General features: G+C 74.0%; 20 protein-coding genes and 1 riboswitch. Of the genes, 9 read left to right on the top strand and 11 right to left on the bottom strand.

All coding sequences use genetic code 11. The features are described 5' to 3' along the window. Positions 1–372: 372 nt before the first annotated feature. From J3P32_RS10245 to J3P32_RS10230, 4 genes are all read right to left on the bottom strand, one after another. Positions 373–1,419, bottom strand: coding sequence for a phosphatase PAP2 family protein (locus J3P32_RS10245; protein WP_307807840.1), 1,047 nt, complete (start codon positions 1,417–1,419; stop codon positions 373–375). Positions 1,420–1,440: 21 nt separating this feature from the next. Further along, the gene (locus J3P32_RS10240) at positions 1,441–2,442 is read right to left on the bottom strand and encodes an ABC transporter ATP-binding protein (protein ID WP_210439669.1); all 1,002 of its coding nucleotides are present in this window, start codon (positions 2,440–2,442) and stop codon (positions 1,441–1,443) included. Between the two features lie 4 nt (positions 2,443–2,446). Next, positions 2,447–4,174, bottom strand: coding sequence for an ABC transporter permease (locus J3P32_RS10235; protein WP_307861650.1), 1,728 nt, complete (start codon positions 4,172–4,174; stop codon positions 2,447–2,449). After that, a complete protein-coding gene (locus tag J3P32_RS10230) occupies positions 4,150–5,253 on the bottom strand; it encodes a thiamine ABC transporter substrate-binding protein (protein ID WP_210439668.1) in 1,104 nt (367 codons plus the stop codon). Before J3P32_RS10230 ends, J3P32_RS10235 begins: the two co-directional genes overlap by 25 nt. Then, positions 5,243–5,352: riboswitch (TPP riboswitch) on the bottom strand. (Overlaps the previous gene by 11 nt.) A 43-nt stretch (positions 5,353–5,395) precedes the next feature. On the opposite strand from J3P32_RS10230, the gene J3P32_RS10225 reads away from it, so the two are divergent. Further along, the gene (locus J3P32_RS10225; RefSeq protein ID WP_210439667.1) at positions 5,396–6,295 is read left to right on the top strand and encodes an alpha/beta hydrolase fold domain-containing protein; all 900 of its coding nucleotides are present in this window, start codon (positions 5,396–5,398) and stop codon (positions 6,293–6,295) included. Beyond that, complete coding sequence (locus J3P32_RS10220) at positions 6,292–6,732, top strand: GNAT family N-acetyltransferase (protein ID WP_210439666.1); 441 nt, start codon at positions 6,292–6,294, stop codon at positions 6,730–6,732. The genes J3P32_RS10225 and J3P32_RS10220 overlap by 4 nt, the downstream gene beginning before the upstream one ends. On the opposite strand, the gene J3P32_RS10215 is transcribed toward J3P32_RS10220, so the two are convergent. After that, entirely contained in the window at positions 6,689–7,837 is a 1,149-nt protein-coding gene (locus J3P32_RS10215) for an aldehyde dehydrogenase family protein (protein ID WP_210439665.1), read from the bottom strand. The two genes, J3P32_RS10220 and J3P32_RS10215, sit on opposite strands and share 44 nt — an antisense overlap. 83 nt (positions 7,838–7,920) lie before the next feature. On the opposite strand from J3P32_RS10215, the gene J3P32_RS10210 reads away from it, so the two are divergent. The 3 genes from J3P32_RS10210 to icmF are packed head-to-tail and all read left to right on the top strand — an operon-like array spanning position 7,921 to position 12,455. Next, entirely contained in the window at positions 7,921–8,667 is a 747-nt protein-coding gene (locus J3P32_RS10210; protein WP_210439664.1) for a helical backbone metal receptor, read from the top strand. Between the two features lie 11 nt (positions 8,668–8,678). Further along, complete coding sequence (locus J3P32_RS10205; protein ID WP_210439663.1) at positions 8,679–9,167, top strand: MarR family winged helix-turn-helix transcriptional regulator; 489 nt, start codon at positions 8,679–8,681, stop codon at positions 9,165–9,167. Between the two features lie 39 nt (positions 9,168–9,206). Beyond that, on the top strand, positions 9,207–12,455 hold the full coding sequence (gene icmF, locus J3P32_RS10200) for a fused isobutyryl-CoA mutase/GTPase IcmF (RefSeq protein ID WP_210439662.1): 3,249 nt from the start codon (positions 9,207–9,209) through the stop codon (positions 12,453–12,455). 19 nt (positions 12,456–12,474) lie between these two features. Here icmF and J3P32_RS10195 read toward each other — a convergent pair whose 3' ends face one another. Then, entirely contained in the window at positions 12,475–14,430 is a 1,956-nt protein-coding gene (locus tag J3P32_RS10195; protein WP_210439661.1) for an ATP-binding protein, read from the bottom strand. Between the two features lie 121 nt (positions 14,431–14,551). Between J3P32_RS10195 and J3P32_RS10190 the strand changes: the two genes are divergently transcribed. Beyond that, entirely contained in the window at positions 14,552–14,896 is a 345-nt protein-coding gene (locus J3P32_RS10190) for a response regulator (protein WP_210439660.1), read from the top strand. Positions 14,897–14,918: 22 nt separating this feature from the next. On the opposite strand, the gene J3P32_RS10185 is transcribed toward J3P32_RS10190, so the two are convergent. The 5 genes from J3P32_RS10185 to J3P32_RS10165 all read right to left on the bottom strand — a co-directional run bounded on the left by J3P32_RS10185 (position 14,919) and on the right by J3P32_RS10165 (position 19,675). Further along, entirely contained in the window at positions 14,919–15,683 is a 765-nt protein-coding gene (locus J3P32_RS10185; protein WP_210439659.1) for a SurA N-terminal domain-containing protein, read from the bottom strand. Between the two features lie 94 nt (positions 15,684–15,777). After that, entirely contained in the window at positions 15,778–16,167 is a 390-nt protein-coding gene (locus J3P32_RS10180; RefSeq protein WP_210439658.1) for a hypothetical protein, read from the bottom strand. Positions 16,168–16,249: 82 nt separating this feature from the next. After that, complete coding sequence (locus tag J3P32_RS10175; protein ID WP_210439657.1) at positions 16,250–17,677, bottom strand: aminobutyraldehyde dehydrogenase; 1,428 nt, start codon at positions 17,675–17,677, stop codon at positions 16,250–16,252. Between the two features lie 18 nt (positions 17,678–17,695). Next, a complete protein-coding gene (locus tag J3P32_RS10170; RefSeq protein ID WP_307861649.1) occupies positions 17,696–17,893 on the bottom strand; it encodes a cupin domain-containing protein in 198 nt (65 codons plus the stop codon). Between the two features lie 186 nt (positions 17,894–18,079). After that, positions 18,080–19,675: a PucR family transcriptional regulator gene (locus tag J3P32_RS10165; RefSeq protein WP_307807838.1), complete on the bottom strand. Its 1,596-nt coding sequence runs from the start codon at positions 19,673–19,675 to the stop codon at positions 18,080–18,082. A 150-nt stretch (positions 19,676–19,825) separates the two neighbouring features. On the opposite strand from J3P32_RS10165, the gene J3P32_RS10160 reads away from it, so the two are divergent. Genes J3P32_RS10160 through J3P32_RS10150 form a run of 3 tightly spaced genes read left to right on the top strand, consistent with a single transcriptional unit; the run spans position 19,826 to position 24,181 of the window. After that, a complete protein-coding gene (locus J3P32_RS10160; RefSeq protein WP_210439655.1) occupies positions 19,826–21,385 on the top strand; it encodes a CoA-acylating methylmalonate-semialdehyde dehydrogenase in 1,560 nt (519 codons plus the stop codon). Next, positions 21,378–22,748 (top strand): aspartate aminotransferase family protein, encoded by a 1,371-nt coding sequence (locus J3P32_RS10155; protein ID WP_210439654.1) that lies wholly within the window; start codon positions 21,378–21,380, stop codon positions 22,746–22,748. Before J3P32_RS10160 ends, J3P32_RS10155 begins: the two co-directional genes overlap by 8 nt. Next, positions 22,745–24,181 carry an NAD(P)/FAD-dependent oxidoreductase gene (locus J3P32_RS10150; protein ID WP_307807837.1) on the top strand — a complete coding sequence of 479 codons (1,437 nt, stop codon included), beginning with the start codon at positions 22,745–22,747 and terminating at the stop codon, positions 24,179–24,181. Before J3P32_RS10155 ends, J3P32_RS10150 begins: the two co-directional genes overlap by 4 nt. Positions 24,182–24,217 lie beyond the last annotated feature (36 nt).

Genomic DNA, 24,217 nt, shown 5'->3' with positions numbered 1-24,217 from the left:
CGGGCAGCGTCATACCAACCCGCACCCATACGTACGCCTCCGCATGACGCAACGGCCCCCCGCCGGGCAGCGTCATACCAACCCGCACCCATACGTACGCCTCCGCATGACGCAACGGCCCCCCGCCGGGCAGCGTCATACCAACCCGCACCCATGCGTACGTCTCCGCATGACGCAGCGCCGGCCGGAGAGCGCGCACCCTGGCTCCGGGCGGAGCGCCGCGAACGGCCGACTCATCGAGGGTCCTCCGAACTTCCAGTGGTCTGCACGCCCCTAGAAGTTCGCAATCCCCCGCTTAAGCGGGGGATTTGCGCGGGGCCGCGTGCGAGAGCCGGGCGGAGCCGGGAGCCGCGCGGGGGCGCCGACCCGGCGTCACTCGGCGTCGACGGGGACCTGGCGGGTCGTCGAGGTGGGGTGGGACGCCAAGCCCCGCCGGTCGAACTTCTGGCCGCTCGCGAGCCCGCCGAGCCAGAAGGCGAAGAGGGCGATGACGACGCCCGCGAGGTCGTCGGCGATGTAGTGCCAGCCGAAGTAGAGAGTCGCGATCACGGTGATCGCGAAGTTCGCCCAGAAGACCACGCGCAGCACCTTGTTGCGCAGGGTGTACTGCACCATCAGCGCCACGAGCAGGGTGATCGCCACGTGGAGCGAGGCGAAGCCGGCGACCGACTGCACCGCTCCCTCGGCCCCGTCGCGCAGCACGCCCTTGCGCCCGTAGGACAGCGCCTCCATCAGCGCGCTCGAGCCGGTGTCCGGCAGGTCGGTGTAGAGGTAGCTGTACTGGAAGCCCGGGCCCAGGGTCGGCAGGGCGTAGTAGGAGGCGGTGCCCAGGCTCCAGGCCAGGCACTGCGAGGTGGCGAACCAGTAGCCGAAGGTGATGTTGCGCGACCACACCAGCCAGGCGGCCAGGGCGAGCGGGACCAGCGGCAGGAACCACAGGTAGATGGTGGAGAGGATGTGCGCGGAGAAGCCGGTGCCGAAGATCGTGTGCAGGATCGTCGCAGGCTCGTGGCCGAACATCAGCGCCCGGTCGATGAGGTGCAGCTCGCGGTCGTACTTGTCCTCGCCCATGATGAAGGGCAGGAACGACTTGAGGTTCCGGTAGCAGACGTAGGTGATGTAGAAGGACACCAGGCCCAGCACCGTGAGGATGATGCGCTCACGGTCCCAGTGGGTGCGGATCCGCTCCTTGACGATCGCCGGCATGAGCGCCGGCTTCATCCGCGAGAGCCACAGCGTCCGCGGCAGCAGGTCGAGCAGGAAGGCGCCGGCGACCAGGAGGGGCAGGCGCAGCCACGAGGGACCCAGGAAGCCCTCGGGGTCCACGAGCGGTCGGTCGAGCGAGATCGCGGCCGTCACTGCGAGCGCGCCCATGGTGGCGGCGACTCCCACGAGGAGGGCATAGGCCGGTCTGTACACGGACGTCAGTGTAGGGACGGGTCAACCTCCCGCCGTGATCGGCAGGACGGCGAGGCGGGTGACGTCCACGCGCAGGCCGACCGCGTCACCGGGCGAGACCCGGCTGCCCAGCGGCGCGACGGCGTCCACCGGTCCGACGCCGTCGGCGACGACCACCAGCCGGACCTGCTCCGGCGTGACCCGCGCGGACTCGACCCGCGCGCGGAGGCCTCCGGCCGGGTCGACGACCAGCGCCGACCGGCGCAGCGCGACGGCATGTGCCACGGGCAGGGCGGCCTCCGACAGCACCCGCGCCGCGGCGTCGCCGCGCAGCACCCGCGCGTAGCCCAGGAACAGGGCGGTCTCCTCGTCGACGGGCGCGCGCCAGACCTCGTCGATCTCGCCCGACTGCACCACCCGGCCGTGGCGCATCACCGCGAGCCGGTCGGCGAGGGCGAACGCCTCCTCGTGGTCGTGCGTCACCAGCAGCGCGGTCGTGCCCGCCGCGCGCAGGATCGAGCGGAGGTCGCCGGCGAGCCGCTCGCGCAGCGTCGCGTCCAGCGCGGACAGCGGCTCGTCGAGGAGGATCAACCGGGGCTCGACGGCGAGCGCCCGGGCGAGGGCGACGCGCTGCCGCTCGCCGCCGGACAGGGTGCCGGGGAGGCGGTCGCCGTAGCCGGCGAGGCCGACCAGCTCCAGCAGCTCGGCGACGCGGGCGGCGACCCGCGCGGACGGCATACGTCGGAGGCGGAGGGCGTAGGCGACGTTGCGCGCCACGGTGAGGTGCCCGAAGAGCTGGCCGTCCTGGAACATCAGCGCGAAGCCGCGCTTGTGGGTCGGCACGCCCGCCAGGTCCGCGCCGTCCCACGCGACGGCGCCCGCGTCGAGCGGCTCGAGCCCGGCGACGGCGCGCAGGAGCGTGGACTTCCCGCAGCCGGACGGCCCGAGGACCGCGAGCACGTGCCCGGGGTCGAGGTCGAGCGACACGTCGTCGACGGCGGCGGTGCCGCCGTAGCGGACGGTGACGTCGGTGAGCTGCAGCATGGCTTCAGAACGCTCCCACACCGGGCACGCGCAGCCGCTCCACCGCGAGCATGACGAGCGCGGTGACGGTGGCCAGGACGACCGAGGCCGCCAGCGCCATCCCGTAGTTCATCTCGCCGGGATGGCCGATCAGGCGGAAGATCACGACCGGCAGCGTCGGGCTGGTGTCGCGCGCCAGGAAGGACGTCGCACCGAACTCGCCCAGCGACGCGGCGAACGCGAAGCCGCCGGCGGCGAGCATCGGCTTCCACGCCACCGGCAGGTCCACCGTGACGAAGGTCCGCCAGGCCGAGGCGCCGAGGGAGGCGGCGGCCTGTCGCTGCCGGTCGTCCACGCCGCCGAGCACGGGGGTGAGGGTCCGGACGACGAGCGGCAGCGCCACGAGCGCCTGCGCCATCGGCACCAGCAGCGGCGAGTCACGCAGGTCCAGCGGCGGCTCGTCGAGGGTGATGAGGAAGCCGAAGCCCAGTGTCACCGCGCTCACCCCCAGCGGCAGCATGAAGAAGCCGTCGAGGCCCGAGCGCAGCCGCCGCTCGGCCGCCGAGTGCGAGCGCCGGGTGACGAGCACCGACACCGTCACGCCGACGAGCAGGGCCATCCAGGTCGCGTCGACCGCGGTGCGAAGGCTGGTCGCGAGCGCCGTCCTCACGGGCACGAGCAGCGCCTGGTCGTCACCGGCGGTGGTCAGCGCCCGGTAGTTGTCCAGGCCCCAGCCGTCGCCGACGGAGAGGGAGCCGAGCACCAGCGTGAGGATCGGCAGCAGCATCGCGGCGAGCACCAGCACGGTCGCGAGGACGACGGGCGCGTCGGAGCGGCGTACGACCCGGGCGGGCGCCACCACGCGCTGCGCGGTGGGGTCGGGCGTCGCCCGCAGGCGCGCCGCGACGGCGAGCAGGACCAGCACGACGACGATCTGCAGGACCGACAGCGCAGCGGCCGCCTGGAGGTCGAAGATCGTCGTGGTGAGGAGGTAGATCTCGGTCTCGACCGTCGCGTAGCGCACCCCGCCGAGGGTGAGCACGATGCCGAAGGCGGTCGCGCAGAACAGGAAGACGATGCTCGCCGCGCCCACGATCGCCGGGCGCAGCGCCGGCAGGGTCACCGTCCGCAGGACCTGCCACGGCGAGGCGCCGAGGGCTGCGGCGGCCTGGCCCGGCCGGGAGTCGAGGGACTCCCACGCCACCCCGACCGTGCGCACCACGACGGCGACGTTGAAGAACACCAGGCCGCAGAGGATGGCGACCGGCGTGCCGTCGAGCCCGAGGAACCCCAGCGGGCCGCCCTCCCCCAGCAGCTGGCGGAATGCCACGCCGACGACGACGGTCGGCAGCACGAACGGCACCAGCAGCGCGGCCCGCACCGCCGACCGGCCCGGCAGCGCGAGCCGGTGAAGGGCGTACGCCGCGGGCAGGCCGAGCACGACCGCGAGCAGCGTCGCGACACCCGACGTCCAGACGGTGAACCACGCAACCCGGTGGACGCGCGGGCGGGACAGGACCTCGAGCACGGCACCCGGCGCGAACCGGCCGTCGACCCAGAAGCCCTCCGCGATCATGCCGGTCACCGGCAGCACGAAGAGCACGCCGAGCACCAGGACGGGCCCGGCGGCCAGCAGCAGGAGTCCGGCGACGCGGCGCCCAGCCCTGCCGTGCCGAGCCCTGCCGTGCCGACCGGGTGGGCGGTGGACGCGCCCGCGCGCCCCGGGGCTCATCGCGACACGACGTCGGTCCACTCGGTCAGCCACTGCTCGCGGTTCGCGGCGATCTCCTCCGGCGAGACCTCGTAGGGATCGGTTGGCTGCGGCGCGAACTCGGCCCAGTCGGCGGGGATCTCGGCGTCGGGCATGACCGGGAAGACGTACATCGACTCCGGGAGCGCGCTCTGCACCTCGTCCGAGAGCATCCAGTCGACGAGGGCCTCCGCGCCTGCCGGGTTGTCGGCGCCCTCGAGGACGCCGGCGTACTCGACCTGGCGGAAGCAGGTGTCGAGCAGCGCAGCGGTGGTGGACCTGCCGCCGCTGACGGTGAACGCCGGGGACGAGTCGTAGGACACCACGATCGGGCGGGTGCCGTTGTCGGCCCCGGCGGTGAAGTCGCCGTAGTAGGCGTCCTCCCAGCCGTCGACGACCTTCACGCCGTTGGCGAGCAGGTCGCTCCAGTAGTCCTGCCAGTCCTCGCCGTAGGCCGCGACCGTGGCGAGGAAGAACGCCATGCCCGGGCTGCTGGTCGAGGCGCCCGGCGTCACCATGAGGTCGGCGTACGCCGGGTCGACGAGGTCGTCGAGCGTCTGCGGCGGCTCGAGGCCCTCCGCCTCGAACCATGCGGTGTCGACGTTGACGCAGACGCTGGCGGAGTCGACCGGCACCAGCCGGTCACTGCCCTCGGGGAGCAGGTACTCCTCCGGCGGCGTCGCGGTGGTCTCCACCTCGGCGAAGGCGCCCTCGCCGAGCGGGCGGGAGGCGAAGGTGTTGTCGATGCCGAACGCCGCGTCGGCGATCGGGTTGTCGGCGGTGAGGCTGAGCTTGGTCGCGAGCGTGCCGGCGTCGCCGGCGGCGCGCACCTCGAGGGTGTAGCCGGTCTCGGCCTCGAACGACCGCACGAGCCGCTTGGGGAGGTGGAAGGACTCGTGGGTCGCCAGGACGACGGTCCCGCCCTCCTGCGACGCGCCCGACGACGTCTCGGAGGACGCCGGCGGCTCGGTGGCCGTCGGGCCGTCGCCACCACCCGTGAGGCTGCAGCCGGTGAGGGCCAGTGCCGCCACCAGCGCGGTGACGGGGCTGGCGAGGGCAGCGCGGACGTGTACGTGCACCATGTGGACTCCCTTGCGCCGGTGCTAACCGGATCAGGTTCGGAGGGTCTGCGGCTGGTCCGCACTCTCAGCACGCCTGCACGTGCTCCCCTGTCGTGTGGTCCCCACCCTAGCGCCGTGCCGCGCAGCACCTACGCTGCGTCCCATGCCGAGCCGCCGACACGACCTGCTCGCGCTGGCCATCCCGCGGCTGCGCCGGGCGCGCGAGCTCGACAGCGAGCCGGCCGAGCGGGCCCGCGTCGAGGCGTGGCACCGCACCCTCGACCGGGCCCTGCCGACGCGTGCGGTGCCCGGACTGGCGAGGCGCTGGGAGGTCTCGGCGCGCGACGTCGGCTTCCCGTCCTGGGTGCTCACGCCGAGGGGGCGGCCGGCCACGCGCACGCTCTACTACGTCCACGGCGGTGCGTTCATGGCGCCGATCGACGCCTTCCACGTCAGGTACGCCACCCGGCTCGCCGACGCCGTCGGCGCGCGGGTCGTCATGCCCGACTACCCGCTCGCCCCCGAGCACACGTGGAAGGACTCCCACGACGCGCTGGTCGACGACCTCGCCCACTGGGCGGAGCAGCCGGGCGGAGCCGTCCTGGCCGGCGACTCGGCGGGCGGCGGGCTCGCCCTCGCGCTGGCCATCGCGGCACGCGAGCGCGGCCTCGCCGCGGCGACGCACCTGGTGCTGCACGCGCCGTGGGTCGACCTGACCACCTCGACACCCGAGACCCGCGACGCGGCGGCCAGTGACCCGTGGCTGTTCCTCGGCAAGCTCGAGGCGTACGCAGCCTGGTGGGCGGGGACGGCGGACGACCTCGATCGTCCGGAGGTGTCGCCCGCGCTGGCCGACCTCGCCGGCCTGCCGCGCGGCCTGGTGCTCTACGGCACCCGGGACCTGCTGCACCCGGGCTGCCGCCTGCTCGTGCGACGTGCGGCGGAGGCCGGCTGGGACCTGACGGCGGTGGAGGAGCCGGGCCTGATCCACGTCTACGGCCTGCTGCCCCTGGTGCCCGAGGGCGCCCGCGCGTTCCGCCAGGTCGTGGAGTTCGTGCGGTGAGGGTGCTGACCGTCCCGTTCGACGGGCTCGACGCGCGCCTGGCATACGACGTGTGGCGGCTGCGACAGCAGGTGTTCGTCGTGGAGCAGGAGTGTCCCTACCCCGACCTCGACGGCCGGGACCTCGAGGAGCGCACCCGTCACGTGGTGCTGCTCGAGGACGGGTCGGTCGTCGGCACCCTGCGGGTGCTCGACGACGGCGACTGGATGCGGATCGGCCGCGTGGTCGTCGCACCCGCCGCCCGCGGCCGGGGCCTCGCCGCCCGGATGATGGCCGAGGCCGTGGCCCTGTGCGGCGACCGCGAGGTGCGCCTCGACGCCCAGGTCGGGCTGACCCGGTTCTACGAGGACTTCGGCTTCGCGGTCGCGGGTCCCGAGTTCGACGAGGACGGCATCAGGCACGTGCCGATGACCCGGGTGGCTCCGGCACGACCATGAGCACGGGGCCGAGCAGCTCCTCGCGCACCAGCCGCGACTCGACGTCCAGCCCGCCGATGACCGTCGGCGCCATCCACCACCCGCCGTCGCGGTCGAGGCGCCGGCCGCCCAGCACCACGTCGCCGCCCTCCGCACGCGCGAGCGAGACGTAGCGCAGCACCCGGTCGAGCGCGACGGGCGAGCGCAGCGGCCCGCACAGCGTCCGCGGGTCGAGCGGGTCGCCGACCGCCACGGCCTCCATGGCGGCCATCGCGGCGCGCAGCGCGTCGGCGTAGCGGCGGACCGGGACGATGACGCTGGCCGGCAGCCGGCACCCCTGGCCGGCGTTGGCCGCCACGTCCATCGCCGCCTGCGCGACGACGGCCTCGAGGCGGTCGTCGTCGGCCGGCCGTGCCGGAGCGGGGCCGCCCAGGTCGAGGCGCACGCCCTTGCCCGCTCCGCCTGCCGCGCCGCGGACCCGTTCCCCGGCGACCGGCGAGCCGGTGAAGCTCACCTCGTCGACCCGGCGGTCGAGGGTCAGCGCGATCGCGACGTCGACGTCACGGGTCGCGACCACGTTGAGCACGCCCCGCGGCAGGAAGTCCAGCCCCATGCGGCCCACCTCGAGCGCGGCGCTCGCGGCCTCGGGTGCGGGCTTGAGCACGACGGAGCCGCCGGCGCCCAGCACGCGACCGATCTCGGCGAGCGCCACCGACAGCGGCGCGGTCGCCGGCGTGAGGACGACCGTCACGGCCGGCCGGCCGCGCCCGATCACGTTCCGCAGGCCCTCGACCGGCGCGTCGACGTACGTCCGGCGCAGCGCCACCGGGACGCCGGTCTCGACGGCGAGCAGGGCGGCGAGGTCGTCGGCCCGGGCGGCCAGCTCCTGCTGGAAGCGGCGCACGGCGCCGAGTCGCATGGCGGTGTCGGTGCTCCACCCGGTCGCGTGCACCGCCCGCCAGGCCGCCTCCACGGCGGCCTCGGCGTCGGGGAGCCCGGCGTCGGGCACGTCCCACAGCCGCTCGCCCGTGGCGGGGTTGCGCACCGGGAAGGTCCAGCCGTCCGCCGTCGGCCGCTCGGCGCCGTCGATCGGCAGCCCGGCGGTGGGTCCGGCGTGCTGGGTCATGCGGAGAACTCCACCACGAGCACCGGGCGGCACCAACGCCCCCTCACCCGAAGGGCGGCCGGTCCAGCCCCTAGGGTCGCGCCATGCCCTTCGACGACCTGGGGGCCGACGTCGGCCTCGCCGCTCCTCCCGCCCGCGTCGTCTCGCTGGTGCCGTCGCTCACCGAGGCGCTGGCCGCCACTGCACCCGACCGTCTGGTCGGCGCGACCGACTGGTGCACCCACCCCGCCGGCCTCGACGTCCCGCGCGTGCGGGGCACGAAGAACCCCGATCTCGTGGCCGTGCGCGCCCTCGCCCCCGACCTCGTCGTGGCGAACATGGAGGAGAACCGCGAGCTCGACGTGCGCCGGCTGCGCGACGCCGGCGTCGCGGTGTGGGTGACCCGCATCGAGACGGTCGAGGAGGCGCTCGACTCGATGACGCGGCTCTTCTCGACGGCCCTCGCCCTGCCCGACCCGGCGTGGCTCGTCGCGGCGCGCGCGATGTGGTCGACGCCCGCGCCGCGCCGGCTCTCGGTCGCCGTGCCGATCTGGCGCGACCCGTGGATGGTCGTCGGGTCGCCGACCTACACCGACGACCTCCTGGGCCGCGCCGGCCTGACGAACGTGCTCGCCGACCGCGAGGGGCGCTACCCGAGCGTCACGCCGGAGAAGATCGACGCGGCCGGCGCCGACGTCGTGCTGCTGCCCGACGAGCCGTACGTGTTCACCGCCGACGACGGCCCCGAGGCGCTGCGCACGCCCACGCGCCTGGTCTCGGGACGACTGCTCACGTGGTACGGACCCGCCATGGTCGAGGCGCACGAGGTGCTCACCGCACTGGCTGGCTAGGGTCGTGCCCCATGGCGCGTGACCCGATCAGCGAGGCCCACCGGCAGTGGGTCGCCCACGGCTGGCACGACGCCGCCGACGGCATGGCGATGGTGACCTCGGTGGTCCGCGCCCAGCAGCTGCTGATGGAGCGCATCGACGCCGTGCTGCGCCCGCGAGCCCTCACGTTCGCGCGCTACGAGGTGCTGCGGCTGCTGTCCTTCACCCGCGACGCCGCGATGCCGATGTCACGGCTCGGCTCGCTGTTGCAGGTGCACCCGACCAGCGTCACGAGCGCCGTCGACCGGCTGGTCGCGCAGGGCTACGTCGAGCGGGTGCGCAGCGACGAGGACAAGCGGGTCGTGCGCGCGGTGCTCACCGAGGCCGGCCGCGAGGCCGTGGAGGAGGCGACCGCGGCCCTCAACCGACAGGTCTTCGAGGCGCCCGGGCTGCCCGGCACCGCGGTGCGTGACCTCACCGAGCGGCTCACGTCGCTGCGCGCCGGCCTGGGCGACGGATGAGAACTCGCGAGTAATAGTAGGAAGTCCTACTATCGGCTCATGGCCGACCTCGCCCGCCCCGCCCTGCACCGCCCGCAGAACCCGATCCGCCTCGTCACGGCGTCGAGCCTCTTCGACGGCCACGACGCGTCGATCAACATCATGCGGCGCATCCTGATGAGCCAGGGCTGCGAGGTCATCCACCTCGGGCACAACCGCTCGGTGCAGGAGGTGGTCGACGCAGCCCTCGAGGAGGACGTCCAGGGCGTCGCCGTGTCGTCCTACCAGGGCGGCCACGTCGAGTACTTCGAGTACCTCGTGGAGTCGCTGCGCGCCGCGGGCGCCGGCCACGTGCGGGTCGTCGGCGGCGGCGGGGGCGTCATCGTCGCCTCGGAGATCGCGCGGCTGCGCGAGTCCGGCGTCACCATCTTCTCGCCGGAGGACGGTCAGCGGATGGGGCTCGTCGGGATGATCAACTCGGTCGTCGCCGACTGCGACATCGACCTGTGGTCGGACAAGCCGGTGACGGTCGAGCAGGTGCTGTCCGGCGACCGGTTCGCGGTCGCCCGGGCGATCACCGGCGCCGAGGAGGGCCGCCTCGACGAGGCGATGCTCGCCGACCTGCGGGCGGCGGCGCAGCGCCGGGTCGTGCCCGTGCTGGGCATCACCGGCACCGGCGGCTCGGGCAAGTCGTCGCTGACCGACGAGGTCGTCCGTCGCTTCCGCACCGACCAGCAGGACAAGCTGCGCATCGCCGTGGTGGCCGTCGACCCCACCCGCCGCAAGGGCGGCGGTGCGCTGCTCGGCGACCGGATCCGCGCCAACGCGCTCGACGGGGACCGCGTCTTCTTCCGCTCCCTCGCGACGCGCGGCGCCCACGAGGTGCCCGGGCACCTCGCCGACGTCATCGACGTGCTGAAGGCGGCCGGTCACGACCTGGTCATCGTCGAGACGCCCGGCATCGGCCAGGGCGACGCCGGCATCGTGCCCCTCGTCGACCACTCGCTCTACGTGATGACGCCGGAGTTCGGCGCCGCCTCGCAGCTGGAGAAGATCGACATGCTCGACTTCGCCGACACCGTGGCGATCAACAAGTTCGAGCGCCGCGGCGCCAAGGACGCGCTGCGCGACGTCGGCCGCCAGCTGGTGCGCAACCGCGAGGCCTTCGGCAAGCAGCCGCACGACATGCCGGTCTTCGGCACCAGCGCGGCGACGTTCAACGACGACGGGGTGACCGCGCTCTACCAGCACCTGCGCGACGAGCTCGCCGCCGCGGGCCTGGAGGTGGCCGACGGCACGCTGCCGCGCGTCGACGTGCGCCACTCCTCCGGCATCCGCCAGGTGGTGCCGGCCGACCGCGTCCGCTACCTCAGCGAGATCACCGAGACCGTCCGCGGCTACCACGCGCGGACCGCGGAGCTCGCCGAGGCGGCCCGCCACCTGCAGCGCGTCCAGCACGTCGCCGACCAGCTCGGCGAAGGCGACCCGGGCGGCGTGCCCGCGCTGCTCGAGCAGGCCCGCAAGGCGGTGCCGCACGAGCTCGCCGACCAGATCGCCGGCTGGCCCGCGGTGGTCGAGGCCTACTCCGGCGACGAGCAGGTGGTGCGCGTGCGGGACCGGGAGATCACCACCAGGCTCACCCGCGAGTCGCTCAGCGGCAACAAGATCCCGCGGGTGGCGCTGCCGCGCTTCACCGACCACGGCGAGCTGGTCCGCTTCTGGCGCAACGAGAACCTGCCCGGCTACTTCCCCTTCACCGCGGGCGTCTTCCCGTTCAAGCGCGACAACGAGGACCCCGCCCGGATGTTCGCCGGCGAGGGCGACCCGGCGCGCACCAACCGCCGCTTCAAGATCCTGTCCGAGGGCCAGCCCGCGACCCGCCTGTCGACCGCGTTCGACTCGGTGACGCTCTACGGCCGCGACCCCGACCCGCGCCCCGACGTCTACGGCAAGGTCGGCACGTCCGGCGTCTCGGTCGCGACCCTCGACGACATGAAGGCGCTCTACGACGGCTTCGACCTGGTCGCGCCGACCACGTCGGTCAGCATGACGATCAACGGCCCCGCCCCCACGGTGCTGGCGTTCTTCCTCAACACCGCGATCGACCAGCAGGTCGACGCCTTCCGGGAGCGCGAGGGACGCGAGCCGAGCGAGGAGGAGCGCGCCAGCCTCGCGGCGTACGCCCTGGCCAACGTCCGCGGCACGGTGCAGGCCGACATCCTCAAGGAGGACCAGGGCCAGAACACCTGCCTGTTCTCGACGGAGTTCTCGCTGCGGATGATGGCCGACATCCAGGAGTGGTTCATCGAGCACCAGGTGCGCAACTTCTACTCCGTGTCGATCTCCGGCTACCACATCGCGGAGGCCGGGGCGAACCCGATCAGCCAGCTCGCCTTCACCCTCGCCAACGGCTTCACCTACGTCGAGGCCTACCTCGCGCGGGGCATGGCGATCGACGACTTCGCCCCCAACCTGTCGTTCTTCTTCTCCAACGGCATGGACCCGGAGTACTCCGTGCTCGGCCGCGTGGCCCGCCGGATCTGGGCGGTCACGATGAAGGAGAAGTACGGCGCGTCCGAGCGGTCGCAGAAGCTCAAGTACCACGTCCAGACCAGCGGCCGGTCGCTGCACGCGCAGGAGATGGACTTCAACGACATCCGCACCACGCTGCAGGCGCTCATCGCGATCTACGACAACGCCAACAGCCTGCACACCAACGCCTACGACGAGGCCGTGACGACCCCGACCGAGGAGTCCGTGCGCCGGGCGCTGGCGATCCAGCTCATCATCAACCGGGAGTGGGGCCTGGCGATGAACGAGAACCCGCTCCAGGGCTCGTACGTCATCGACGACCTCACCGACCTCGTGGAGGCGGCGGTGCTGGAGGAGTTCGACCGGATCAACGAGCGCGGCGGCGTGCTCGGCGCGATGGAGACCGGCTATCAGCGTGGGCGGATCCAGGACGAGTCCATGCTCTACGAGCACCGCAAGCACGACGGCACCCTGTCGATCATCGGGGTCAACACGTTCCTGCGTGGCAACGGCGGCGACGCCGGGTCGTCGGGTCCCCAGGAGATCGAGCTGGCCCGCGCCACCGAGGCGGAGAAGGAGTCCCAGCTCGCCCGCGTGCGGGCCTTCCAGGCCGAGCACGGGGCCGAGGCGCAGGAGGCGCTCGCGCGGCTGAAGGACGCGGCGGTGTCGGGTGAGAACGTCTTCGCTGTCCTGATGGACGCCGCCCGTGTCTGCTCGCTCCAGCAGGTCACCGAGGCGTTCTTCGAGGTGGGCGGACAGTACCGGCGCAACGTCTGAGCCGGCCGGCGGCGACGACCTACGGAGGACCCTCGGCCGCCGCGGGCAGGTCGAAGCGGAACACCGACCCGGTGCCGGGGGGCACGGCGAGGCACTCGATCGTGCCGCCGTGGCGCTGCACGATGGTCTGGCAGATCGACAGCCCCATCCCGGTGCCGCGGAAGTGGGCGCGCACCGCTCCGCTGCGGTGGAAGCGCTGGAAGACCAGCGCGCGCTCCTCGTCCTCCACCCCCACGCCGTCGTCCTGCACCTCGACGACCACGCGCGACCCCTGCCGGTGCGCCCGGACCCGGATCCGGGCCGGCTGCCCCGGCACGGCGTACTTGACGGCGTTGTCGACGAGGTTGCCGAAGAGCTGGCGCACGGCCACCGGGTCGGCGTGCACGGCCGGCAGGTCGTCGGGGACGTCGAGCACGTCGTCGGGGCCGAGCAGGTCGGCGGCCTGGGTGAGGACGCCGTCCTCCCCGCAGAGGGGGACGTCCTGCGCGGCCAGCTCGCCCGACTCGGCGAGGGCGTGGGCGAGCAGGTCGCCGATGAGCTCGCCCATGTGCTCGGCTGCGCGCTCCGCGCGGCGCAGGGGGGCCAGCGCGTCCGACCCGTCCTCGAGGTCCTCCACGGCGATCGAGAGCCAGGACCGGATCGCGGTGAGCGGTCCGCGGAGGTCGTGCGCCGCCGTCGAGGCGAAGTTCGCCAGCGGGCGGAGCCCGGAGCGGTGGTCGGTCACCTCGCGCAGCACGAGCAGGACTCCCGTGGGCCCGCCGCCGGCCGCACCGGCCAGGGGCGTGCGCGTGACGGCCAGGACGACCTCCTCGCCGCTCTCCAGGGGGATGACCACGTCCCCGACGCCCAGCTCGGCCCGTGCCGACCCGGTGTTCTGGGCGGCCGGGCGCAGGACGAGGTCGACGAGCCGCGCCAGCGCCTCGTCGTCCCCCGCGCCCAGGCTGACCCGGTGGGCCAGTCGCCGGCTGGCGCCGTTGCTGCGGTCGATGCGTCCCGAGCGGTCGAGGACCACGAGGCCCTCGCCCATGCTCTCGGTCATCTCCGCGAGCAGCTGGGCCTGCTCGGCCGCGTCGCGGCTGGCCCGCGTCGCGCTGGCGTAGAGCTCGTCGATGCGGTCGCCGAGCGCCCCGACCGCGAGGCCGGTGACCAGCAGCGTGACCATGAAGAGCTGGGACACCAGCACCTCGACGACCCGGCCGTCGAGCTCCGCGATCGGACCGTGCCCGGTGAGGCTCAGGACCACCGCGACGGCACCGAGCGCGAGGCAGTGCACGGCCGCGGGGAAGGTGCGGAACCGGGCTGCCGACCACACCGCAAGCCCGATGACGAGGAACTCCAGCGGGTACGGCTGCAGGAACAGTCCCGCGGTCGCCGCGAGGGAGACCACCCACAGCACGACGAGCTCCGTGCGGCTGCCGCTGTGCGTCCGCTGGGGGACGGCCTGGGTGCGCCACTCCCACGCGAGGTGTCCGACCGCGCCGACCGTGAGGACGCCCGCCATGTGCCGGGCGAACCAGGCCAGCGTGGACAGCGGCGTGACGTCCGCCCCGTCGAGCCACAGGCCCGTCGTGCCGATGAGCGCACCCAGGACGCAGCCGATCGCCGCGGCGGCACCCGTCGCCGCGAGGTCGCGGGGCGAGCGGATGCTGGCGTGCCCCCCGGCGCCGAGGAGGGAGGGGCACCACCGGCGCACGAGCAGTCCCACCACGGCGGTCTGGACGGTGACCGACAGGGAGCCGAAGAACGCGAGCACCGGGGACACGCCGGTGGCCATGACGACGCCCGCGTGCACGGCCATCAGGGGGACGAGGACCCACTCGGGGCGGCGGGGCGACTCGGCGAGGAACCACAGGATGGCCACGCCGGCCGCCGGCCAGACGAGGCTGACCACCTGGCCGTCCACCACGGTCAGCCGGCCCACCCACGTGAGGAGCGCGTAGGCGAGCCCGAAGGCCAGGGCCGTGAGCGGGGGCATGGCCGAACCCTACGGAGCGGACGGCTCGCTCGCAGGTGGTCCTGCGACGTACTTCACGAAGCGGTGAACAGCTCGGCACGCGGACTGCCCCACCGTTCGCCTCGTGCAGCAGACTCAGGCCATGCCCACCCGCTTCCTGGTCGCCGACGACGACGAGGACATCCGCTTCTTCATCTCCTACGTCCTCGAGCGCGCCGGGCACGAGGTCGCCGTCACCGGCGACGGCGCCGAGGCGCTGGCCCGCGCCGCCGGCGAGGAGTTCGACCTGGTCGTGCTCGACCACCACATGCCCCGGATGACGGGGCTCGAGGTCGCCGCGCAGCTGCGCGTGCTGCGGCCGGCCGCGCGGGTCCTGCTGATGTCGGGGGACCTCGACGTCGGCGAGCAGTGCCCGTACTTCCTGCCGAAGCCGTTCGACCGGAAGGAGCTCACGGCAGCCGTGACCCGGCTCCTCGAGGACGCCTAGGCCGGCCAGCGCGGGGGCCGCCTCAGAGGTTGACGGTGATGTCCGCGTCCTTGCGCAGGTCCTCGACGAGGGCGCCTGCCACGGTGCCGACGCGCTCGGCCTGCGCCTGCTCCGCGAGCTGGTCGCGCACCTGCGCGTACGGCGGGATCTGCTGGGCGCCCTGCCCGGTCGCGGCCTGCTTCTTCACCCGGGCGTAGAGCCGGCGCAGGTCCTTCTCGGTCGGCTCGGCGGAGCCGTCCTCGTCGGCCACGAGCAGCTCGACCATCACCTGGGTCCGCACCTGGGCGAGCGCCTCCTCCTCGGTGACCCCGCCCTGCGCGACGACGGCGGCGAGCAGCTCCTCGCCGGACTCCATCCCGTTCTGCCCGGCCACGGCGTCGAGCTCGGCCTCGACGGCCTGCTGGTCGACGGTGATGCCGCGGGCCTCGGCCTCCTGGGCGAGCAGCTCGGTGTCGACGAGGTCCCTGGCGGTCTGGCGGCGCAGCTGCGCCTCGTCGGGCTCCGCGCCGCCCGCCTGCGCCTCGGCGGTCGCCCGCTGGTAGGCCGCCTCGTAGATCGGGACGAACTCCTCCTTGGTGACCTCCTCGCCGTTGACCTCGGCCACCACGTCCGGGATGGCGTCGAGGTCGGGGGAGGCGGCGTCCGGAGCGGCGTCCGAGGGCGCGTCCGAGGCGCTGGTCGAGGGCTCGGCGTCGGAGCTCGAGCCGGAGCCCGAGCCGCCGCAGGCGGAGAGCGTCAGGAGGGCGGCGGCGAGGGCGCCGAGGGCGGTGCGGGTGCGAGGAGTCATCGCCCCCGACGGTACGCGCCCGACCTGAGGGCCGCTCTCAGGGGCCGGGTCAGGGGCCGGATGAGAGCCGGATGAGAGCCGGATCAGAACCGGATCAGGGGTGGTCGGGCACGACCAGCGCGTCGGGGTCCTGCCGCACCGGGAGCTGGGCGAGGGCCGCTCGCACGAGCGTGAGCCGCGCCGCCACGGCGACCTTCTGCCGCAGCCTGCCGACGCCGCTCTCGCCGAGCGTCTCCTCGACGGCCCTCGTGATCTGGGCGTCGGTGAACGTCGGTCGGGTGCCGGCGGGCACCTCGACGTCGGGCAGCGCGAGCAGCACCGGCAGCACCTGGCTGCCGACGGCCTCGAGCAGGTGGTAGCGCTCGATCTTGCTCATCGCCTCCCACGCGGCCTCCCCCCGGGGACGACGCCCCGCCTTGCCGCCGGCGACGATCTTCGCCGCGGCTGTGACGGCGACGGTCAGCTCGTGCTCGGTGAAGCGCATGCCACCAGCATGCCCGACGGGCGGATCGCGGTGGCGTGCGTGGCCCTCCCCGGTGAGTGGCGGCGCCGGTGCCCGCGAGGACTCAGTAGTGAGCGGTCATCACGTGCTTGACGCGCGTGTAGTCGTCGAAGCCGTAGCCGGAGAGGTCCTTGCCGTAGCCGGAGTGGCCGAAGCCGCCGTGAGGCATCTCGGAGACGAACGGGATGTGCGTGTTCACCCACACGCAGCCGAAGTCGAGCTCGCGCGTCAGCCGGTCGGCGCTCCCGACGTCCCGGGTCCAGACGCTGGCCGCGAGACCGTACGGCACCCCGTTGGCCATGGCCACGGCCTCGGCCTCCTCGTCGAAGGACTGCACCGTCAGCACCGGCCCGAAGACCTCCTCCTGCACGATGCGGTCGTCCTGGCGCACGCCGGTGACCACGGTGGGCGCGAAGAAGTACCCGGTGCCGCCGACGCGGGTGCCGCCGGTGCGCACGTCGGCGTGGTCGGGGAGCCCGGTGAGGAACGCCTCGACCTTCGCGAGGTGGGCGGCGTTGTTGAGCGGGCCGTAGTCGGCTCCCTCGTCCGACGGCGGGCCGGGCCGGGTGCCCTCGGCCTCCTTCACCAGCAGCTCGACCAGCTCGTCGTGGACGCTCCTGTGCACGATCACGCGGGTCGCGGCGGTGCAGTCCTGGCCGGCGTTGAAGTAGGCGGCGGCGGCGACCAGCTCCGCGGCGCGCGACAGGTCGGCGTCCGGCAGCACCACGACCGGCGCCTTGCCGCCGAGCTCGAGGTGGACGCGCTTGAGGCTCTTGGCGGCCGAGGTGGCGACCTCGATGCCGGCCCGCACCGAGCCGGTGATGGCGACCAGCCCCGGGGTGGGGTGCTCGACGAGGTAGCGGCCGGTGGTGGCGTCACCGTTGACCACGTTGAGCACGCCGGGCGGGAGCACGGCACCGGCGATCTCGGCCAGGAGCACGGTCGAGCGTGGCGTGGTGTCGCTCGGCTTCAGCACGACCGTGTTGCCGGCCGCGAGGGCGGGGGCGATCTTCCAGATCGCCATCGCGAAGGGGTAGTTCCACGGGGTCACCTGTCCGACCACGCCGATCGGCTCGCGGCGGATCGCCGAGGTGTGGCCCTCGAGGTACTCCCCGGACGACTTGCCCTCCAGCAGCCGCGCCGCACCGGCGAAGAAGCGCAGCTGGTCGACGCCCTGGTCGACCTCCTCGCTGGCGACGTGGCGCACGGGCTGGCCGGTGTCGCGGGCCTGGACCGCGCTGATCTCGTCGCGCCGTGCAGCAACGGCCGCGGCGACGTCGAGGAGGTGGGCCTGGCGACGGCCCGGGGTGAGGCGCTTCCACTGCACCGACGCGCGCTCGGCGGCGGCGTACGCCCGGTCGACCTCCTCGTGGGTCGAGACCGGCGATCGGCCGTCGGGCTTCCCCGTGACCGGGTCGACCAGCTCGATGTGCTCGGTGGTGTCCGAGGCGACGAGCTCGCCGTCGATGAAGTTGCGGATCGTCTCGGTCATGGCAGTCCTCCCGGGCGCTCAGGCGACGTAGATCTTGCGGATGGTCTCGCGGACGGCCCACGTGGTGTGCTCGCCCGCTCGCAGCCGGACGACGCTGCCGGGGCCGAGGACGACCTGCTCCCCGTCGCCGAAGGTGAGCGTCGCCGAGCCGGACAGCACGACGAACACCTCGTCGACCTCGACGTCCGTCGCGGTGCCGGGCGTCATCTCCCACACGCCCACCTCGACGCCGGCGACCGCGGCGAGGGCGCGTGACCCGGCCTCCGGAGCGCCCGTGACGACTGTCGCGGCGTCCAGGGGGCGGTCGGCACGGTGGCGGCGACGTCCAGCACGCGGGTGGGCACACGGTTCATGCGCAGCATCGTCCCAGCGCAGCGCGTCCCGTGCCCCGACGATGTGTCGTCACTTCGGCGGCCCGGCGAACAGCTCGTCCGCCACGAGCGCGACGTGGAGCGAGACCCGGACGTCGGGGTCGTCGAGGTCGACGCCCAGGACCGACTCGATGCGGGCCAGCCGGTCGTAGAAGGCGGCCCGCGACAGGTGCAGGCTCGCGGCGGCCTCGGTCTTGCTGGTGGGGTGCAGCAGCAGCGCCCGCAGCGCCGCGACGAGCTCGGTGCGCGCCCGGTCGGCCCGGTCGTGCTGCTGCAGCGCCCCGAGCTCGCGCTCGACGAACAGGCGCACCCGCTCGTCCTCGCCGAGGAGCGCCAGCAGGCCGCGCAGGTGGAGGTCGGCCAGGCGGTGCACACCGGCGCCCTCGTCGCGGGGCGACTGGGGAGCGGCGTCGGCGACCTGGCCCGCCTCGGCGAGCGTGAGCCCGACGCCCGCACGCCGGGGCACGGGACGCCCCGCGGCGACGAGGACGTCGTGGTGCGGCACCACGCGAGCCGCCAGGCGGTCGACGAGGTCATCGGCCCCGCTCGTCGCCGGCACCGAGAGCAGCACCCGCAGGTCGCGCTCGACCTCGCAGACCAGCGCCGGCACGCGGAGCCCGTGGGCGGCGCGCACCACCGTGGCCGCCACGTCGTCGAGGTCGGCGGGCGCGGAGCCGCCGATGCGCGGACGGACGACGACGCCGACGAAGCCCCGCCGTCGTACCGCGAAGCCTGCGAGCTCGCAGCGGCGCTGCACGTCCTCGGAGTCCGGGTCGTCGGTCAGCGCGGTGAGCAGCTCCAGGTGCGTGCGCCGCATCAGCGTGCCGCGGTCGCGGTCGTGCAGGCGGTGCAGCGCCAGGGCTGCGGCGGCGCGCTCGGCGACGGCGGCCAGGCGCTGCGAGGGGCCGTCCGGCGAGCCGATCACGAGGCGGCCCCAGGCCTGGTCGGCGCTGCCGAGCCGGGTGACCAGCCACCCGTTGGCGGCGTCCCAGCCGGTGCGGCCCGCCACCGCCACCCGGCGCGAGCGCGCCGGCCATCCGTCGAGGAACCCTCCGGCGTCGCCGGGGCCGGCGAAGTAGTCCAGCGGCCGGTGGTGGGCGTTCTCGACGACCACCGGGCCGTCGGCCAGCTGCTGCACCGCCTGCAGGATCTCGACCGGGCCCGCCTGCGCGAAGCTCAGCTCGGTGAACGTCTCGTGCACCCGCTGGGCCTCGCGGAGCTCGGTGAGCTGCTGGTCGACCACCCGCTCGCCGATCTCCTGCGCCAGCGCGGCGAACCGGGTCTCGCGGTGCAGCGCGACCAGGGGCAGCCGGTGCCGCTCGCAGGCGTCGACGAGTGCGTCGGGGAGGGCCGAGTCCCACCTGCGGCCGAGCTCGACGACCATCCCGGCGCTCCCGACGTCGGCGAGCTCGTCGACGAACGCCGACAGGCCCGCCACGTCGTCGTCGGGCGGGAGGCCGGTGCCCATCGTGAGCAGCAGGTCGCCGGCTCGCAGCAGCCGGCCGACGTCGAGCCGCTCGGTCGCGTGCACCCACCGGATCGGACGGTCGGCGCCGGCCGCCCCGGCGACCAGCTCGGGCGCCGCCCGGCGGAGCTCGGGCAGGGTCAGCGCCTCGCGCAGCGTCACGCCGGCCATCATGTCGACCTCACCTCGCCCACACCCGGGAGCACGCGAGCAGCCTACGCCCGGCGATGCCGACGGAATGTCCACGCGGGACGCCCAAAGCCTACGATCCGACACCCGTCGGGGGTGCCGGCGGCGGCGCAGGATGTGCGCATGACCGACGGCGCGCCGAACGACACCCCCACCGAGATCGTCCACTGGGCCGACGGAGCGGCGCTGACCGGCAGCCCCGCCGGCTGGGCGGACGTGACCAACCCCGCCACCGGCCGGGTGACCCGCCGCGTCGCCCTCGCCAGCGAGGCCGACGCGGCCGAGGTCATCGCCGCCGCCTCCCGCGCCGCGCGGGCGTGGGGCACCACGTCGCTCGCCCGGCGCACCCAGGTGCTGTTCGCCTTCCGCGAGCTGCTCAACCGCCGCAAGGAGGAGCTCGCCGCCATCATCAGCGCGGAGCACGGCAAGGTGCACTCCGATGCGCTGGGCGAGATCGCCCGCGGGCTGGAGGTCGTGGAGTTCGCCTGCGGCATCTCCCACCTGCTCAAGGGCGGGCACAGCGAGGAGGCCTCGACCGGGGTCGACGTGCACAGCAAGCGGGTGCCGCTCGGCGTGGTCGGCATCATCAGCCCGTTCAACTTCCCGGCGATGGTCCCGATGTGGTTCTTCCCCATCGCGATCGCGGCCGGCAACACCGTCGTGCTCAAGCCCAGCGAGAAGGACCCGAGCGCCGCCACCTGGCTCGCCGCCCTCTGGCAGGAGGCGGGCCTGCCCGACGGGGTCTTCAACGTCCTGCACGGCGACAAGAGCGCCGTCGACGCGCTGCTCACCAGCCCCGACGTGCAGGCGATCAGCTTCGTCGGGTCGACTCCCGTCGCCGAGTACGTCTACGAGACCGCGAGCCGGCACGGCAAGCGCGTGCAGGCCCTCGGCGGGGCGAAGAACCACATGGTCGTGCTCCCCGACGCCGACCTCGACCTCGCCGCGGACGCTGCCGTCAACGCCGGCTACGGCAGCGCCGGCGAGCGCTGCATGGCGATCAGCGTGCTCGTGGCGGTCGACCCGATCGGGGACGAGCTCGTCGCGCGGGTCGCCGACAGGACCCGGACGCTGCTCGTGGGCGACGGTGGCGCCGACGCCACCCGAGCGGCCGGCGACGGCGCCCGCGAGGCCGACATGGGCCCGCTGGTCACCAGGGCGCACCGCGACCGGGTCAGCTCGTTCATCGACTCCGGCGAGGCGGCCGGCGCCAAGGTGGTCGTCGACGGCCGCGACGTGGCCGCGCGCGGCGGCCGGGACGGGTTCTGGCTGGGCCCCACCCTGTTCGACGAGGTCACCCCGGACATGGACGTCTACCGGGAGGAGATCTTCGGACCCGTCCTGTCCGTCGTCCGGGTCGGCTCCTACGACGAGGCCGTGGCGCTGGTCAACGCCAACGAGTACGGCAACGGCACGGCGGTGTTCACCAACGACGGCGGGGCGGCCCGTCGCTTCGAGGCCGACGTCACCGTCGGGATGATCGGCGTCAACGTGCCGGTCCCGGTGCCGGTCGCCTACTACTCGTTCGGCGGGTGGAAGCGCTCGCTCCTCGGCGACACCCACGCCCACGGCACGGAGGGCGTCCACTTCTTCACCCGCGGCAAGGTCGTCACCACCCGGTGGATCGACCCGGCCAACCGCCCCGAGGGCGGCCTCGAGCTGGGGTTCCCGCGCAATGACTGACGTCCTGGAGCCGGCCACCCGCACCGCGGACCTCGCGCCGACGTACGACGCCGCCCGGACCCACGAGCTCGACCGGGCCCACGTCTTCCACTCCTGGTCGGCGCAGGCGGAGATCAGCCCGATGGTGATCACGCGCGCCGAGGGCAGCCACGTCTGGGACGGCACCGGCCACCGCTACCTCGACTTCAGCTCCCAGCTCGTCTTCACCAACCTCGGCCACCAGCACCCGCGCGTCGTCGCCGCCATCAAGGAGCAGGCCGAGACCCTGTGCACCATCGCGCCCGCCTTCGCCAACGGCGCCCGCTCCGAGGCGGCCCGGCTGATCGCCTCGCACACGCCGGGCGACCTCGACCACGTCTTCTTCACCAACGGTGGCGCCGACGCCAACGAGCACGCCGTCCGCATGGCGCGCCTGCACACCGGCCGGCACAAGGTGCTCACCACCTACCGCAGCTACCACGGTGGCACCCACCTCGCGGTCAACATGACCGGCGACCCTCGCCGCTGGGCCAGCGACCACGCCTCGGCCGGCACCGTCCACTTCTTCGGGCCGTTCCTCTACCGCAGCGCCTTCCACGCGACCACCGAGGCCGAGGAGTGCGAGCGGGCGCTCGAGCACCTCGAGCAGGTCGTCGGCCTGGAGGGACCCTCCACCATCGCCGCGATCGTCCTCGAGGCGATACCCGGCACCGCCGGCATCATGGTGCCCCCGCCGGGCTACCTCGCGGGGGTCCGGGAGATCTGCGACCGTCACGGCATCGTGCTCATCGCCGACGAGGTCATGTCGGGCTTCGGCCGGTCCGGTCGGTGGTTCGCCGTCGAGCACGCCGGGGCCGTCGTCCCCGACCTGCTGACGTTCGCCAAGGGGGTCAACTCCGGCTACGTGCCGCTGGGCGGCGTGGCCATCAGCGACGCGGTCCACGCCACCTTCGCCCACCGCGCCTATCCGGGGGGCCTCACCTACTCCGGCCACCCGCTGGCCTGCGCGGCCGCCGTCGCGACCATCCGGACGATGGAGGACGACGACCTCGTGGCGCGCGCCGAGCGGCTCGGCGAGCACGTGCTCGGCCCGGGGCTGCGGACGCTGGCGGAGAAGCACGCGTGGGTCGGCGAGGTGCGCGGCACCGGCGCCTTCTGGGCCGTGGAGCTGGTGGCCGACCGCGAGAGCCGGACGCCGCTCGCGCCCTACGGGGGCGCCAGCCCGGAGATGAGCGCCGTGGTGACGGGCTGCCGCGAGCGCGGGATGCTGCCCTTCAGCAACCACAACCGCATCCACGTCGTGCCGCCGCTGACCATCACCGACGAGGAGGCCCGCGACGGACTGGCGATCCTCGACGCGGCGCTCGGCGCGGCGGCCGGGTGAGGTCCCGGGCACCGTCCGCCGGCACGCGTCGCCACCTGACGGCGTACGAACGGCACGCGCCCGACCCGCGGCTCGTCGCCGAGGCGCTGGTGGACAGCGAGCTCGGCGTCTTCTGGCTCCAGGACGCCGGCCCCGGGCCGGCGTACCCCGCGCTCACCGCGCCGACGCACGCCGACCTCACCGTCGTCGGCGGCGGCTACCTCGGCCTCTGGTCGGCGGTGCACGCGAAGCGGCGCGACCCCGGCCGGCGCGTCGTGCTGCTGGAGGCCCAGACGGTCGGCTGGGCCGCCTCGGGGCGCAACGGCGGGTTCTGCGAGGCCTCGCTGACCCACGGCGCGGACAACGGGCGCGCGCGCTGGCCCGAGGAGCACGACGTCCTCGAGCGGCTCGGCGCCGAGAACCTCGATGCCTTCGAGGCCGACGTGCGCGACCTCGGCCTCGCGTGCGAGTGGGAGCGCACCGGAGCGCTGTCGGTGGCGGTGGAGGAGCACCAGCTGGCCTGGCTCGAGGGCTCGACGTCCGTGCTGGACGCCGCGCAGGTGCGGGCGGAGGTCGACAGCCCGCTCTTCCTCGGCGGTGCCCTCGAGCCGGACACGACCGCGCTCGTGCACCCCGCCCGGCTGGCCCTCGAGCTGGCGCGGGCCGCCAGCGAGCTCGGCGTGGAGGTCCACGAGCACTCCGCCGTCACCGGCATCCGGCGGTCAGGCACGGTCGTGGAGGTGTCCACCGACCGCGCGAGGGTGACCACCGACCACGTCGTGCTCGCGACGAGCGTGTTCTCGTCGCTGGTGCGACGCAACCGGCTGATGACGGTCCCTGTCTACGACTACGTGCTGATGACCGAGCCGCTGTCGGCGGAGCAGCTGGCCTCGGTGGGCTGGGCCGGCCGCCAGGGACTCGGTGACCTCGCCAACCAGTTCCACTACTCGCGCCTGACCAGGGACGACCGGATCCTGTGGGGCGGCTACGACGCCGTCTACCCGGCCGGGGGGCGGCTGCACGTGCGTCACGAGGACCGTCCGCAGAGCCACGCCCGCCTGGCCGCACACTTCCTGGCGACCTTCCCGCAGCTCGAGGGCGTCCGGTTCACCCACCGGTGGGCAGGCGCGATCGACACCTCCACGCAGTTCGCCGCGTTCTACGGCCTCACGCACGGCGGCCGGGTCGCGCACGCGGCGGGCTTCACGGGCCTCGGCGTGGGAGCCACTCGTTTCGCCGCCGAGGTGCTGCTCGACCTGCTGGCCGGCGAGCCCACGCGGCGCACCCAGCTGCGGATGGTCGACGACCGGCCGCTGCCCTTCCCGCCGGAGCCGCTGGCGTCGGCGGGCATCAACCTGACGCGGTGGTCGCTCGACCGCGCCGACCACCGGGAGGGGCGGCGCAATGCGTTCCTGCGCGCCCTGGACCGGGCCGGGCTCGGCTTCGACTCCTGACCCGCCCGGGTGCGCGACGGCGTCGCGTCGCGCACC

This window comes from Nocardioides xinjiangensis (assembly GCF_017916385.1).
Lineage (GTDB): Bacteria > Actinomycetota > Actinomycetes > Propionibacteriales > Nocardioidaceae > Nocardioides > Nocardioides xinjiangensis.
This window is presented reverse-complemented; position numbering and strand designations above follow the sequence as displayed.

What these genes read in the sequence shown, in the direction of transcription:
- J3P32_RS10195 (WP_210439661.1), bottom strand. Translation starts at nt 14,430, where the DNA reads ATGCCCCCGCTCACGGCCCTGGCCTTCGGGCTCGCCTACGCGCTCCTC.
- J3P32_RS10205 (WP_210439663.1), top strand. Translation starts at nt 8,679, where the DNA reads ATGGCGCGTGACCCGATCAGCGAGGCCCACCGGCAGTGGGTCGCCCAC.
- icmF (WP_210439662.1), top strand. Translation starts at nt 9,207, where the DNA reads ATGGCCGACCTCGCCCGCCCCGCCCTGCACCGCCCGCAGAACCCGATC.
- J3P32_RS10215 (WP_210439665.1), bottom strand. Translation starts at nt 7,837, where the DNA reads ATGACCCAGCACGCCGGACCCACCGCCGGGCTGCCGATCGACGGCGCC.
- J3P32_RS10225 (WP_210439667.1), top strand. Translation starts at nt 5,396, where the DNA reads ATGCCGAGCCGCCGACACGACCTGCTCGCGCTGGCCATCCCGCGGCTG.
- J3P32_RS10210 (WP_210439664.1), top strand. Translation starts at nt 7,921, where the DNA reads ATGCCCTTCGACGACCTGGGGGCCGACGTCGGCCTCGCCGCTCCTCCC.
- J3P32_RS10160 (WP_210439655.1), top strand. Translation starts at nt 19,826, where the DNA reads ATGACCGACGGCGCGCCGAACGACACCCCCACCGAGATCGTCCACTGG.
- J3P32_RS10185 (WP_210439659.1), bottom strand. Translation starts at nt 15,683, where the DNA reads ATGACTCCTCGCACCCGCACCGCCCTCGGCGCCCTCGCCGCCGCCCTC.
- J3P32_RS10240 (WP_210439669.1), bottom strand. Translation starts at nt 2,442, where the DNA reads ATGCTGCAGCTCACCGACGTCACCGTCCGCTACGGCGGCACCGCCGCC.
- J3P32_RS10180 (WP_210439658.1), bottom strand. Translation starts at nt 16,167, where the DNA reads ATGCGCTTCACCGAGCACGAGCTGACCGTCGCCGTCACAGCCGCGGCG.
- J3P32_RS10175 (WP_210439657.1), bottom strand. Translation starts at nt 17,677, where the DNA reads ATGACCGAGACGATCCGCAACTTCATCGACGGCGAGCTCGTCGCCTCG.
- J3P32_RS10230 (WP_210439668.1), bottom strand. Translation starts at nt 5,253, where the DNA reads ATGGTGCACGTACACGTCCGCGCTGCCCTCGCCAGCCCCGTCACCGCG.
- J3P32_RS10190 (WP_210439660.1), top strand. Translation starts at nt 14,552, where the DNA reads ATGCCCACCCGCTTCCTGGTCGCCGACGACGACGAGGACATCCGCTTC.
- J3P32_RS10155 (WP_210439654.1), top strand. Translation starts at nt 21,378, where the DNA reads ATGACTGACGTCCTGGAGCCGGCCACCCGCACCGCGGACCTCGCGCCG.